This window comes from Dyadobacter fermentans DSM 18053, assembly GCF_000023125.1.
In the GTDB taxonomy this organism is placed as follows: Bacteria; Bacteroidota; Bacteroidia; order Cytophagales; family Spirosomataceae; genus Dyadobacter; species Dyadobacter fermentans.
The window spans coordinates 4,299,017-4,312,742 of the sequence record NC_013037.1; the positions used below are offsets into that span (position 1 = coordinate 4,299,017).

The window sequence follows — 13,726 nt, forward strand, 5'->3', positions numbered from 1 at the left end:
AAAATTGGTTTTTTTAATAGACTACGCCAAAAAGCGTACTGATTTTAATTGCCCGCCCGTTTTGCGAACACTTCCATAAGCACTTCCTTGTCGTCGAAATGGTGTTTTACGCCTTTTACATCCTGGTAATTTTCGTGTCCCTTGCCCGCGATGAGGATAATGTCGCCCGGCTGCGCTTCCAGTCCGGCTTTAAGAATGGCCTCGTGGCGGTCTTCGATCACGGTGGTTTTTTTGTAATCCAATGGCGGCACGCCTTTGCGCATCTGGTCGAGAATGTCCATCGGGTCCTCGAAACGCGGATTATCCGACGTCAATATCACACGATTGCTGTACCGGCAGGCGATTTCGGCCATCTTCGGGCGCTTTTCAGCGTCGCGGTTGCCGCCGCAGCCTACCACCGTCACCACCTGCTCGTTGCCGTTGCGCAAATGTGTGATCGTTTCGAGCACGTTTTCGAGGGCGTCGGGCGTGTGGGCGTAATCCACGATACCCACGATCAGATCTGCCGAATGGAATTGTTCAAAGCGTCCGGGAGGGCTTTTCAGGTTGGATAATTCGGTCAAGACGGCCTCTTCCTTTTCGCCCAGAAGCACCGCCGCGCCGTATACTGCCAGGAGATTGTAGGCATTGAACCGGCCGATCACGCGGAACCATACTTCCTGGCTGTTAATGTCCATATGCATGCCTGCGAGCGTGTCGGAAATGATTTTTCCCTTGAAAGTGGCAAGCGTTTGCAGCGAATAGGTTTCCACGCGCGCTTTGGTGTTCTGGACCATCACGGTGCCGCGGCGGTCGTCGATGTTCACCAATGCGAAGGCCGATTTCGGCAACGCGTCGAAAAAGCCCTTTTTTGCTTTGATATAATTATCGAATGTCTTGTGAAAATCGAGGTGGTCGTGGGTGATGTTGGTAAAAATGCCCCCTGCGAAATGCAAACCTGTAATGCGGTGCTGCGCCACGGAATGCGAGCTTACTTCCATAAATACATGACTGCAATTCCGCGCGGCCATTTGCGCCAGCAATGCATTCAATGCAACAGCATCTGGCGTGGTGTGCGTGGAAGGGATCACTTCGTCTTCGATCTGGTTCTGCACCGTCGAGAGCAGGCCGGAACGGTAGCCCAGCGCCCTGAAAAGCTGAAACAGGAAGGTCGCCACCGAGGTTTTACCATTTGTGCCCGTTACGCCCACCAGCTTCACTTTTTTGGAAGGATGCCCGTAGAATGCGGCGGCAATATGCCCCATGGCCGCAGCCGAGTCCTCCACCTGGATATAGGTAATGTCTTCTCTGACATGCTCGGGCAGTTCTTCACAAAGGATTGCCACTGCGCCGAGGTCGGCAGCGGTGGTAATAAACTGGTGGCCGTCTACCTGCGTGCCGCGCAATGCTACAAACAGGCTTCCGGGCAGTACTTTTCTGGAATCCAGGATAATATTCTTGACCGTGACATCGGCATAGCCATGAATAATGGCCCCTTTCACTTCGCCGAGCAGGCTGCTCAAAATTGGATTGTTTTCCATTGAAGGATTATTGTAATGTAAGCAGGATTGTCTTGCTTCCCGATTTGTTGGTGCCCGGCGGCAGCGATTGCTCGATCACCTTGCCCGAGCCTCTGAACGTCACCCTGAAACCCTTGTTTTCCATCAGATACAATGCATCGCGCATCGACATGCCTTGCAAATCGGGCACATCGCGGGAATCTACCTCGCGCGGGTTCCATTTGGTTTTGCCCTTTTTGTAGAGCGATGCCGTCGCGTATTCGCTGTCGGCCGGCGCGGGTGTCATGTTCAGTGTTTTGCTGATCGCGTTCAGGTCGCTGATGGTGCCGGCCCATTTCACGTCTTCCGATTTTTCGGGGATAGAGTCTTTCACCGGCTTCTGAATGGCCACGTCGTAAGCATAAATGCGGTCGGCCACTTCCTTGAAAACCGGCGCGGCCACGCTGCCTGCGTAACGGGTGTAATCCGCGCCGCTGCTTTTGGGGTTATCGATGATCACGATGCAGCTGTATTTCGGCTTCTCGGCCGGGAAGTAACCCGCAAAAGAAGTGTAGTTTTTGCCTTCGGTATAAATTCCGTTGATCAGCTTCCGGGCGGTACCGGTTTTTCCCGCGATTTGGTACAAATCACTTTTGATGGTTTTGGCCAAACCTGCATTCACCACGCCTTCCAGCATTTTCTTCACTTTACGGATCGTTTCGGGTGATGCTATCGGCTTTTCTTCTACGTACGGCGGGATTTTATCCTCAATTTCCTCCGCATTGCGGATCTCACGCACGATCATCGGCCGCACCCAGTAGCCATTGTTGGCCACGGCATTGTAGAATGCGAGTGTTTGCAATGGCGTCATCTGCATTTCATAGCCGTGCGCCATGAAGTACATCGAGTAACTGCTCCATTGTTTCGACTTACGGTCGCGGATCAGCGGCGGCTTTTCGCCCTTCATGTGAATGCCCGTTGGCTGCGTGAGGTGAAATTGTTTGAGATAACCCAGATATTTGTCCGGCTTATTGGCAAAATAGCGCTGCATGAGCTGCACGATGCCGATGTTGGACGATTTCTCCAAAACTTGCGAGGCGGTGATCGTACCGAAGCCGCCGCGGTGGGCGTCGCGAATGGTGTGGTTGCGGAATTTCATGGCGCCATTGCCCGTGTTGACCATCACCTGGTCGGGGTCCATATTGGTTTCTTCCAGCAAAGCCATCATCGTAGCCAGCTTAAACGTCGACCCCGGGTCGTTGCTGCCAGCCAATGCGTAGTTAAACACCTCCTCATACTTGCCCGGTCCGCGCTTGGTAAGGTTCGCCATTGCTTTGATTTCCCCGGTAGCCACTTCCATAATGATCACCGAACCGAAATCCGCGTCCATTTCGAGCAGTTTCCGGCGCAATGCGATCTCGGTGCGCTCCTGGTAGTTCATGTCGAGCGTGGTGTAAATGTCGCGTCCGGCTTCTGGTTGTACATTAAATGCATCCCCAACCGGGATTTTCAGCCCGCCTTCCACTTTTTCGACCCAGCCAATTCCCGGCCGGCCTTCGAGCTGCTTGTCGAAACTGGCTTCGAGACCAATGTAGCCGCGACCGCTTTTGGGGTCAATGCCGCCGATGGTCCGGTCGGCCATGGGGCTGAATGGCTTGTAGCGCTTGTAGATCGTCTCGAATTTGCCGCCACCGCCTTTCCGGTCTTTGGCAAAAAACGGCCACTTTTTGAGCCGTTCGCGTTCGAGGTGTGTGATTTCCCTGCTTTTCAGGCGCAGGTACCGCTTGCTCTTGCTCACGCGGTAGCGCATGATCTTGCTTTTGTAGCCTTCGGCGCTGTTTTCTTTGAAGTTTTTGGCTAAAAGCGCCGCCAGCTCGTCGATATGGTTATAGAAGTAGGCCGAATCGGCGACTTTTGTATCAAACCCTACATAATAATAAGGCAGCGACGTCGCCAGCAGGCTGTTATCGCTCGCGTAAATATTGCCGCGCATCGCCGGGATCGTGTCCAGTTTCAGGTCGTTTTTCTCTGAGTACTCGGCCCAGGTTTTGCCTTTAAATGTATCATAATATTGAACGCGTATGAGCTTGACAAACACCATGATTGCCAGCACGAACAGCAACCAGCCGACCAGACGGGCCCGGTTGATCAGCGCTTTTTTATTGTTCTGACCGCTTTCGACTTCGTTTTTCATGAGGCGTTGAGAGAAAAAAACGGCTTAATCTTCTTCTTTTAAAATGATTTTCTTCGGGGGCGTCAGGTTCTCGACCAATCCTTCGGCCTGAACTTTCTCCACCACCACCGATTGCTTCCCGGCACGCTCATATTCGGCGTGGATCGAGGTATACTCCGCTTTCAGGTCGTCGACTTCTTTTTTGAGCTTAATGCTTTTCCGCACATATTCTTCCGACTGGAACCCGATCCGCTCATAAGCGACGAGCAGGATCACCACCCATCCGAAATAGTAAAAGTACTTCACCGGCAAACGCTCTTCCTGGCCAGGCAGTTTTTCGCCAAAAACCTTATCGAGCGGCAAAAATTTGTTCAGCCAGTTGAACAGCGAATATTCCCGTTTCCGCTTGGGCGGCTTCGGCGGTATTGGCTTCTGGCGCTTTTTGTTTTCAGCCATGGTTAAGGTCACGTTAAGTATTTGGTCAAGCCTTTTCAGCAATCCGCAACTTGGCGCTCCGGGCGCGTGGGTTCACGGCTATTTCTTCCGCAGTGGCCTCGATGGGCTTCCGCGTAACGCTTTTCAGCGGCTTGATCTCGTTGCCATAAAAATCCTTCTCTACTTCTCCGTAAAACTTCCCTTTCTGAATGTAGTTTTTTACCAGCCTGTCTTCCAGCGAATGGTAGGACATGACTACCAAACGGCCGTCGGGCGCGAGCACTTCGGGCACCTGCGCGAGGAACTCTTCGAGCACGGCCAGCTCATCGTTCACCTCGATGCGCAATGCCTGGAACACCTGGGCGAAATACTTGTTCTCACGATGCTTGGGCGCATAGCGCATGAGAATGCCTTTGAGGTCATTCACGGTTTCGATCTGTGAATTGTAGCGGGCGGCGATAATCGCCTCCGCGGCGGTGCGGGCGTTGGTCACTTCTCCGTACATGCCCAGAATGCGTTGCAATTCTGCTGCCGAACGCGTTTTGAGCACTTCACGGGCTGTTTTTTCAATGTTCGGGTTCATCCGCATGTCCAGGTCGGCGTCAAACCGGGTAGAAAACCCCCGTTCGGGCGTGTTGATCTGGTGGCTTGATACGCCGAGGTCGGCCAGGATGCCGTTCACCAGCGGGGCCTTGTTCAGTTTCAGGTAGCGTTTCAGGTGCCTGAAATTGGCCGGGATGAATGTAAACCGCTGGTCGTCCTTGAATTCGAGTGCATTGGAAGCCGCATCGGGGTCCTGATCGAACACCAGCAGCCGGCCGGTCGTGAGCTTTTCCAGAATGGCCCGCGAATGTCCGCCGCCACCGAAAGTAACGTCGACATAAATGCCATCAGGCTGTATTTGAAGGCCTTCTAGACACTCGGACAACATGACGGGAACGTGGTAGGTACTAGGCGAATCCATTTGTTAAAAGCAATGTACTGAGGAACTATTTCCGCCAAAGCGGCAGTTACAAACTTAGCAATTTTCGGGCGTAGGAATCACGCGGGCCCGGGGAATTAATTTTGACACCACTAATAGCTTTAAACACCATTTCATTGAATATGAGACTCCTGTTATCTTTTGGCATACTTTCAATTTTCACACTCATCGCCGCCTTCCGGCCCTCGCCGGTAACACCGCCGCAGAACGGCATCTGGCGCGCCACATTGAGCCGCGACAAGCAGAAACTACCCCTCATTCTCGACATTTCGAAAAACAGCGACGGTAAAACCTACACCGTCAATATCATCAACGGCACCGAAAAGCTAAAAATGGACAGCAGCTATTTCCAAAACGACTCGCTCGTGATCCCGATGATGATGTTCGATGCGAAGATCATCGCCAAATCCACCGGCGACGAATTGAAAGGCACCTACTACCGTTATGCCAACGGCAAGGTGGCCGGATCATTGCCATTCGAAGCGGTTCAGGGTGAAAATTATAAGTTTTTCAAAAAAGGTGAAGCCAAAAGCAGCCGCAATGTGAGCGGCAAATGGGCTACTACATTTACAAACCCCGCAAGCGGCGACGAAACCATCGCCGTCGGGAACTTCACCCAGCAGGGTACCGACGTCACCGGTTCATTTTTGACACCTACCGGTGATTACCGCTTCCTAACCGGCAGCGTGAACGGCGATAGCCTTTACCTCTCCACATTCGACGGCTCGTTTGCGATGCTATTCAAAGCGGCATTCCAGCCCGACGGTTCGTTAAAAGGCAGCCAATGGTCGGGCATTAAAGCTTACAAAACCTGGACGGCCAGGCCCGACGCTAACGCCAAGCTGCCGGATGCCACGAAAATGACTTTCCTGAAACCGGGCTTCGAGAGTGTTGATTTCTCTTTGAAAGACACGAAAGGCAAAACCTGGACGCTCAAAGACCCGCGTTTCGCCGGGAAGCCGGTGATCATCCAGATCATGGGCTCGTGGTGCCCCAACTGTATGGACGAAACCAATTACCTCGCCCCGTGGTATAAAAAGAACAAAAAACGCGGTGTGGAGATCGTGGGCCTCTCATTCGAGCGCTCGGACAAGCCGGAAATCTCCAACCCGAAAATCGACCGGATGGTAAGCCGCTTCGGCATCGAATATCCGGTGGTGCTTGCCGGAACAAGCTCAGAGGAATCCACCGCGAAAGCGCTGCCGATGCTTAATAAAATCATGTCCTACCCCACCACGATTTTCATCGACAAGCACGGCAAAGTGCGCGAAATCCACACCGGCTTCAACGGCCCCGGCACTGGCCATTATTACGACGAGTTCGTGGCGGATTTCAATACGTTGATGGACAAGCTCATCAGCGAGAAGTAAATCAGCAAAAAACAGAACGGCACACCGTCCTTTTTCGGGGCGGTGTGTTTTTTATTGGCCTAAAAATGGTATGCTTGCATAATAATGCTCACATTGCTTACATTTGTGATAAGGGCATTACCTGATACCAATAGCTTTTTGAAACGATGCGCAAGGAAAAAACTATCGACTTCCAGATCAAATGGGCCTGGCATTCTATTTCGAGGATGTACAATGCCTATGCCGCCCGTTTCGACACAACGATGGCTGTCGGGTATGTGCTGCTGAATATCGACATTGAAAACGGCACGCCAGCCACCAAAATAGCGCCGTTGCTCGGTATGGAGCCGCGCAGCCTGGTGCGGATGCTCAAAAACCTGGAAGAAAAAGGCCTGATCCGCCGCGAAGTGAGTAAGAACGACAAGCGTTTCGTGCGCATCGTGCTCACGGAATTGGGCAAGGAAAAGCGCGAACTGGCCCGCGAAGGCGTGATTTCGTTCAACACGATGATCCGCGATAAGATCCCGCTTGAAAAGCTGGTCGTGTTTTTTGATGTGATTAAAGACATAAACCGATTGGTGGAGGAAGAAAACCAGAAGCTGAAAGCCGGCGAGATCACCGAAGACCTGGAGTAACCATCAATCTCATCCTGAAAACCAACCTTAGTAAAAATGAATCGTTCCATTCGTAAAGTAGCTGTTCTTGGTTCAGGCATTATGGGCTCGCGCATTGCGTGCCATTTTGCCAATATAGGCGTGGAAGTGCTCTTGCTGGACATTGTGCCGAAAGACCTCACCGACGCCGAAAAAGCAAAAGGCATCACCGCCGATCACACCGCGTTCCGCAACCGGATCGTGAACGAATCGTTCCAGGCGACGCTCAAAGCCACACCGGCCTCGCTGTACAGCCCGGCATTCGCCTCGCGGATCAAGCTCGGCAACTTCGACGATAATCTGGCCGACATCAAAAACTACGACTGGGTGATTGAGGTGGTGGTGGAAAGGCTGGATATCAAGAGAAGCCTTTACGAAAAAGTGGACGCGCTCCGCAAGCCGGGCACGCTCGTTACCTCCAATACTTCGGGCATTCCGATCCATTTAATGGCCGAGGGCCGGAGCGAAGATTTCCGCAAAAACTTCGCTGGAACGCACTTTTTTAACCCTCCGCGCTACCTGCGCCTGCTCGAAATCATCCCCACCGCGGACACCGACCAGAGTGTGGTCGATTTCCTGATGCATTACGGCGAGCTGTTTTTAGGCAAAACCACCGTGCTCTGCAAGGATACGCCGGGCTTTATTGCTAACAGATTAGGCATTTACGCATTGATCCAAACCATCCGCGTGGCCGAAGAAATGGGCCTCAGCGTGGATGAAGTGGATAAATTGACCGGCCCGGTTGCCGGGCGGCCGAAATCGGGCACTTACCGGCTTTCGGATGTGGTAGGACTTGACACGACCGTGCATGTGGCGAACAATTTGTACGCTTCCGGCGAGGGCAAGGATGAATCGCGGGATGCATTTGTGCTGCCGGAGATCATGCAAAAGCTGTTTGACAACAAATGGCTGGGAGATAAAACGGGTCAGGGTTTTTACAAAAAAATTAAGGACGAAAAAGGCAAGTCGGTGATCCTGGCGCTGGATTTCAAGACTTTGGAATACGTGCCGTCGGGCAAAGTAAAGTTTGAAACGCTGGAAGGCACGAAGAACATCAGCGACGTGCAGAAACGCTTTGCCGCATTGGTGGCGGGCAAGGACAAGGCCGGCGATTTTTACCGAAAGACATTCGCCGACATTTTCAAATACGCTACATTCCGCATTCCGGAGATATCAGACGAGATTTTCCGCATCGATCAGGCCATTACCGCGGGCTTCGGCTGGCAATACGGCTTATTCGAGACCTGGGACGCCATTGGCTTGAAAGACATGCTGAAGATCATGGAATCGCTCGACCTGAAACCTGCTCAATGGGTTTACGAAATGCTTTCGGCAGGCCATGAGTCATTTTATAAAGTGGAGAATGGGAAGCGGTTGTATTATGACATTCCTTCCAAATCCTACAAGCGCATCCCGGGCCAGGACAGCTTCATTTTGCTGAGCAACCTTTCCAATAACATTGTATGGAAAAACGCCGGCGCGAACGTCTACGACATCGGCGACGGCATCCTGAACCTCGAATTCAAATCTAAAATGAATACGATGGGCGCGGAGGTGATCGAGGGTATTCAGAAAAGCATTAGTCTGGCGGAGAAGGATTTCCGCGGGCTGGTGATCGGCAATGAGGCGGTGGAAGCATTTTCGGCCGGAGCGAACCTCGCAATGCTGTTTATGTATGCCGTGGAGCAGGAGTTTGATGAGATTAACCTGGTCATTTCACAGTTCCAGCAAACGATGATGCGGGCGCGGTACTCATCGGTGCCGGTGGTGGTGGCGCCTCACACGCTTGCGCTCGGGGGCGGCTGCGAGCTTACCCTGCATGCGGATAAGGTGGTGGCGCACGCGGAAACCTACATCGGGCTGGTCGAATTTGGCGTGGGGCTGATTCCCGCCGGCGGCGGTACCAAGGAAATGGCGCTGCGTTGCTCGGATATGTACCAGGCCGGCGATCCCGAGCTGAACATCCTGCAAAATGCGTTTATGAACATCGCGCAGGCGAAAGTGTCCACATCGGCGCACGAGGCGAAGGCGATGAATTATTTGCAGGACAAAGACCAGATCGTGCTCAACCGCTCACGGCTCATCGCCGAAGCCAAGCAGGCAGCGATCGACCTTGCGGAAAATGGCTACACGCAGCCCAAGCCGCGTTTCGAGATTAAAGTACAAGGCAAAACCGGCATTGCATTGTTCCTCGCGGGCATTACCCAAATGCGCCTCGCGAACTACATCAGCGATCACGATGCTAAGATTGCCGGCAAACTCGCTTATGTGATCAACGGCGGCGATCTGAGTTACCCGCAGCTGGTTTCGGAACAATACCTGATCGACCTCGAACGCGAAGCATTCCTTTCGCTTTGCGGTGAGAAAAAGACGCTGGAACGAATGCAGGGACTGCTAAATGGCGGCAAACCGCCGAGAAACTGATATGGGAATTATTGTTTCACCAAATTATGTTTCATATTTACGCTTGCTGACCCCAAATGTACATTTGATCAACAATGATTTCTAAAAAAGCTAAATACGCGCTGAAAGCCCTCAAAGTGCTCGCGGAACAATACGGAAAAGGACCGGTATTAATCTCTTATATTGCTGAAAAAGAGAAGATTCCGAAAAAATTCCTGGAAGCGATCCTGCTCGATTTGCGCAATAACGGCGTGCTGCAAAGTCAGAAAGGCAAAGGCGGCGGCTATCTGTTGCGCGTGCCCCCGGGCGAGGTCAATTTCTCGAAAGTGCTGCGGATCATCGACGGCCCCATTGCGCCGGCATTGTGCGTTTCGATGTTTTTCTACGGTAAATGCGATGATTGTAAGGATGAAGAAACTTGCAGCCTTCGCACCGTGCTCGAAAGATGGCGGGATGCCAACCTTGCGGTACTCGATAAAACCACGCTGAGTGACCTGTTGCAGGCCGAAAACGCCGCGTCGACAGACATTCTATCGTAAACGACGCCTATGGCTGCCGGCTGCGCCGGCCGTTGCGGACGTAAAGCCGCACATCGTCGTACTCGCCTGCCAAAGTATAATTTTGACGGATATATTGATGCAACTCAGGGTAGCTTTCGATGCCCTGAGTTTTTTTGTCCTGCACCCACAGGCTGTTCTTGCCCACGGCATCCAGAACGAATGCGGGTTGCGTCCGCGCGAGGTCCGACATATAGCGCTTACGGTAGGTTTCGCGCATCGGATGTTCGAAAATGGAGCGTTCGGAATGGTTTTCGGCAGTGGCTTCGGCGAGCTGCGCTTCTACATAATAGCTGCAATTCCACCCCCAAACGGCCATGTAATCGCCATTTTTCTTCATTTTCAAAATTTCCGTCACCACGGGACTTTCACGCAGCTGGGTTTTTTCTACTGAATCGAATGCATTCAAACGGCGCTCTTTCACGAAATGCAGGGCATCGTAACCTCCAAACCACAGCACCATCACCGCCGGGAACGCCAGCGACCAGCTCTCGACCGCCGAAACGCCGTATGCGGCCAGCAATGTCCACGGAATGATGCAGAAATTGAGATAATGGATAAAATCATTGCCCGACTTCGTAACCGCGTAAATGCTGGCAAGCACCAGGAAAAGGATGGTGAACGGCACATAAAAATCCATTTTCCCTGGCACATACAGGCGCACAATGCGCACGAGCCCGATCGCCATCGGAACAAGCAATGCGAGGCTGAAAATCTGGAAATCGGTGGAGAGCGACACGATTTTGTAGAACTGCGACGGAATGTCGGCAAATGTGGCGCCGCCGGCGTAAATCGCGTTGCCGAGGATGTAAAAGTTGATCAGATCGTCGAAAACACCGAATATGAGCGTGAATGCGAGGAAAAACAGGGGAACGGTGAGTCCGCCGGCAATCAATGCAATGCCCGGTTTCAGTTCTTTTTCTTTTTGAAATCTTTGATATAAAACTGCAAATGCAGCCACTACCAGCATAATGGCGAGTGGCGTCGCCTGCAACTTACCGAATGGCACCGCACCGGCTGCCAAACCTAGCCCATAGAGGCCGGATATGGAAGGGGCGATTTTAGGATCGAGGCGCGAGAGCTGGTACACACACACCGCCAGCAGTAATACCGGCAGCTGCTCGCTCGAATAATGCACAAAATCAACCTCCTGCGTGAATGCGAGAAACAGCAGCGGGACAATTGAAATGCGCCGGGCCACCGTAGCTCCAAACCAGTTTTTGAGCGCAGAAAACAGCAATAACCAAGCTCCGGCAACGCAAAGCAGGCCCATAAACCGGCCCGAGCTGTAATGGATTTGGAAACCTAAAAGCCTGGGGAGAACGAGCAGGTAATTATCCAGCGGACCGATGGTGGTACCATCCACCGAACGCCAGTAAACCGGGTCCTGAAAAAGGGTGATGGCATGGCTGGCCATCTGGCTTTCGTCCACATTGAGCTCGCGGTTGAACACGATCACCGGCAAACGCATGAAAACGAGCAGGATAATGCCCGCAGACAGGTAGATCTTCGGCTTAATGGAGCTGTTTTGCGAAGCGTAAACGACAAATCCTGCCAGTACATAGCCGATAAACCAGTATACAGTAGGTGAATTGTCGAAACTCAACATACGATTAGCTAAAAGACTCTACTTTCTCGACGAAATCGCGGTAATGTACTGCGGGGATGAAATGCTGCTGGGAACGGTATTGAAGCACCATAAACACAAGAAACAGCGAAATCAGGAAGGATTGCAGCATGAGGATCATGAGCGTGCTTCCGAGCGTCGATGCCCAGCCCGGTGTTGCATTGCCGATCAGTTTCAGGAAAAGAATGAAGAAAATGAATGCAATGGCAATGCCCGACATGAACATCGAGAAGATCAGAATGCGTACCGCCGTGGTATCCACCATGACCGAAATGGCGCTTAAACCGTGCAATACGAGCGAAACGAAGTTCATTTTGCTCTCGCCGGCCAATCTCCTGGCACGGTTGGTAAGCACCGAATCGTACGGGATGCGGGATTTGATGATGCCGCCGGGATAGTTATTCCAGATTTCCGAAACGCGCACCAGGTTTTGCAACCGGCTCTGCGGCACGAGGCTGAAATTCCCGAATGTGATCACCTTGCCGGTCAGCAGTTTGAACACATATTTATAAATCACATAAAAAGAGCGGAAAAGCAAGCCCTCGGTACGCTTGTTGCGCTCCGCGAAAATGATCTTGCCTGGCTCTAAAACGGACTTTTCGACGAGTTTGTTGATATCGCCGGGCGCGTCTTCGCCGTCGGCGTCCATCACGATCACCTTGTCGGCGGCCAGGTGTTCGGCCACGTAGGACAGGCCGATGGCGATGGCTTTCTGATGGCCGAGGTTACGATACAGCCGCAGCAATTTGATCTCTTTCCCACCGAAAACGGCGAATGGCTGGCTTCTTGCCCTTGAAGAGCAATCATCCACAATGAGCAGCGTCGTGTTTTGAAGGATTGGAGTATTTAAATCCGCATTAATCTTTTGAATCAGCAGATTCAGCGCCTCCCAGTCATTGAATTGGGGTATAATAATGACGTAATTTTCTGGCATGGGAGAGAGTTACGAAGCCTCCGGAAGGCTATTCCGAAGGCTCTGAGTGTGATTTTAAACCGTTTTTACACCTAGTCGGGAAGCGATTCCGTCGTGGATCTGCGTGAGCGTTTCCGTGAGGCCGTACTCCCAGTTCCAGTCCGGGTAATGCGACTTGAATTTAGAAAGGTCGCTTACGTACCAGATGTGGTCGCCGATGCGGTTGGTTTCCGAGTATGAGTAAGAAAGTTTGTTTCCTGTGATCTGCTCGCACAATGCGATCGCTTCGAGCATCGAGCAGTTGGCAAAACGGCCGCCGCCGGCGTTGTAAACTTCGCCCGGACGGGGATTTTGGTAATAATGCCAGAACATGTTCACCAGGTCGTGGCTGTGGATATTATCGCGGACCTGCTTGCCCTTGTAACCGAAAATCGTGTAGTGCGTTCCGGTAATGGCACATTTCATGAGGTAAGCCAGGAAGCCGTGGAGCTGCGCGCCGGAGTGGTTCGGGCCTGTGAGGCATCCTCCGCGGAAAACAGCCGTTTTCATACCGAAATAGCGGCCGTATTCCTGCACCATAATGTCGGCAGCGACTTTGGAAGCGCCGAAAATCGAGTGTTTCGTATGGTCGATGCTGTGGTTTTCGTCGATACCGTTTTCGAAGTAAGCATGGCTTTCGTCGATTTCCCAGCGGGTTTCGAGCTCTACCAATGGCAGGTAGTTGGGATTGTCGCCGTAAACCTTGTTGGTAGAAGTGAAGATAAAAACGGCCTCGGGAGCGTGCAGGCGGGTCATTTCGAGCATATTCAATGTCCCTACCGCATTCACACCGAAATCGGTGAACGGTTCACGGGCTGCCCAGTCGTGGCTTGGCTGCGCTGCTGCGTGCACGATCATCTTAATGTCTGTGCCGTACTCTTTGAAAATCGGTTCGAGCTGGCTAACCTCGCGGATATCGGCCGAATAGTGTTTGTAGTTGCCGAATGCCTCTTCGATGCGGTTGCGGTTCCATTCGGTATTTCCGTCGGCCCCGAAGAAGTATTGACGAAGGTTGTTATCGACTCCGATGACCAGATCAAACTTATCAGCCAAAAAAGCAACCGATTCACTTCCAATGAGTCCGGCCGAGCCGGTGACCAAAGCTATGTTCATGTTT

General features: G+C 52.3%; 11 protein-coding genes. 4 read left to right on the plus strand and 7 right to left on the minus strand.

Translation table 11 applies throughout. The annotated features are described in order from the left end of the window. Positions 1-44: 44 nt before the first annotated feature. Genes DFER_RS17455 through rsmH form a run of 4 tightly spaced genes read right to left on the minus strand, consistent with a single transcriptional unit; the run spans position 45 to position 5,050 of the window. Entirely contained in the window at positions 45-1,520 is a 1,476-nt protein-coding gene (locus DFER_RS17455) for a UDP-N-acetylmuramoyl-L-alanyl-D-glutamate--2,6-diaminopimelate ligase (protein WP_015812972.1), read from the minus strand. Between the two features lie 7 nt (positions 1,521-1,527). Further along, entirely contained in the window at positions 1,528-3,672 is a 2,145-nt protein-coding gene (locus DFER_RS17460; RefSeq protein ID WP_015812973.1) for a PASTA domain-containing penicillin-binding protein, read from the minus strand. 24 nt (positions 3,673-3,696) lie between these two features. Further along, positions 3,697-4,107: an FtsL-like putative cell division protein gene (locus DFER_RS17465; RefSeq protein ID WP_015812974.1), complete on the minus strand. Its 411-nt coding sequence runs from the start codon at positions 4,105-4,107 to the stop codon at positions 3,697-3,699. Positions 4,108-4,132: 25 nt separating this feature from the next. Beyond that, entirely contained in the window at positions 4,133-5,050 is a 918-nt protein-coding gene (gene rsmH / locus DFER_RS17470; protein ID WP_015812975.1) for a 16S rRNA (cytosine(1402)-N(4))-methyltransferase RsmH, read from the minus strand. 140 nt (positions 5,051-5,190) lie between these two features. Here rsmH and DFER_RS17475 point away from each other — a divergent pair, with 140 nt between their 5' ends. The 4 genes from DFER_RS17475 (at position 5,191) to DFER_RS17490 (ending at position 10,012) form a co-directional block, all read left to right on the plus strand. Continuing rightward, positions 5,191-6,438 (plus strand): peroxiredoxin family protein, encoded by a 1,248-nt coding sequence (locus tag DFER_RS17475; RefSeq protein WP_015812976.1) that lies wholly within the window; start codon positions 5,191-5,193, stop codon positions 6,436-6,438. Positions 6,439-6,584: 146 nt separating this feature from the next. Next, the gene (locus DFER_RS17480) at positions 6,585-7,052 is read left to right on the plus strand and encodes a MarR family winged helix-turn-helix transcriptional regulator (protein WP_015812977.1); all 468 of its coding nucleotides are present in this window, start codon (positions 6,585-6,587) and stop codon (positions 7,050-7,052) included. Between the two features lie 36 nt (positions 7,053-7,088). Next, positions 7,089-9,494, plus strand: a complete 2,406-nt coding sequence (locus tag DFER_RS17485; protein WP_015812978.1) for a 3-hydroxyacyl-CoA dehydrogenase/enoyl-CoA hydratase family protein — start codon at positions 7,089-7,091, stop codon at positions 9,492-9,494. 74 nt (positions 9,495-9,568) lie between these two features. Beyond that, positions 9,569-10,012: an RrF2 family transcriptional regulator gene (locus DFER_RS17490; protein WP_015812979.1), complete on the plus strand. Its 444-nt coding sequence runs from the start codon at positions 9,569-9,571 to the stop codon at positions 10,010-10,012. Between the two features lie 7 nt (positions 10,013-10,019). Here the strand turns inward: DFER_RS17490 and DFER_RS17495 are convergent, their stop codons facing one another. The 3 genes from DFER_RS17495 to DFER_RS17505 are packed head-to-tail and all read right to left on the minus strand — an operon-like array spanning position 10,020 to position 13,722. Next, positions 10,020-11,639, minus strand: coding sequence for a hypothetical protein (locus DFER_RS17495; protein WP_015812980.1), 1,620 nt, complete (start codon positions 11,637-11,639; stop codon positions 10,020-10,022). 4 nt (positions 11,640-11,643) lie between these two features. Next, positions 11,644-12,591 (minus strand): glycosyltransferase, encoded by a 948-nt coding sequence (locus tag DFER_RS17500; RefSeq protein ID WP_015812981.1) that lies wholly within the window; start codon positions 12,589-12,591, stop codon positions 11,644-11,646. A gap of 54 nt (positions 12,592-12,645) precedes the next feature. Continuing rightward, the gene (locus DFER_RS17505) at positions 12,646-13,722 is read right to left on the minus strand and encodes an NAD-dependent epimerase/dehydratase family protein (protein WP_015812982.1); all 1,077 of its coding nucleotides are present in this window, start codon (positions 13,720-13,722) and stop codon (positions 12,646-12,648) included. Positions 13,723-13,726: the final 4 nt, after the last annotated feature.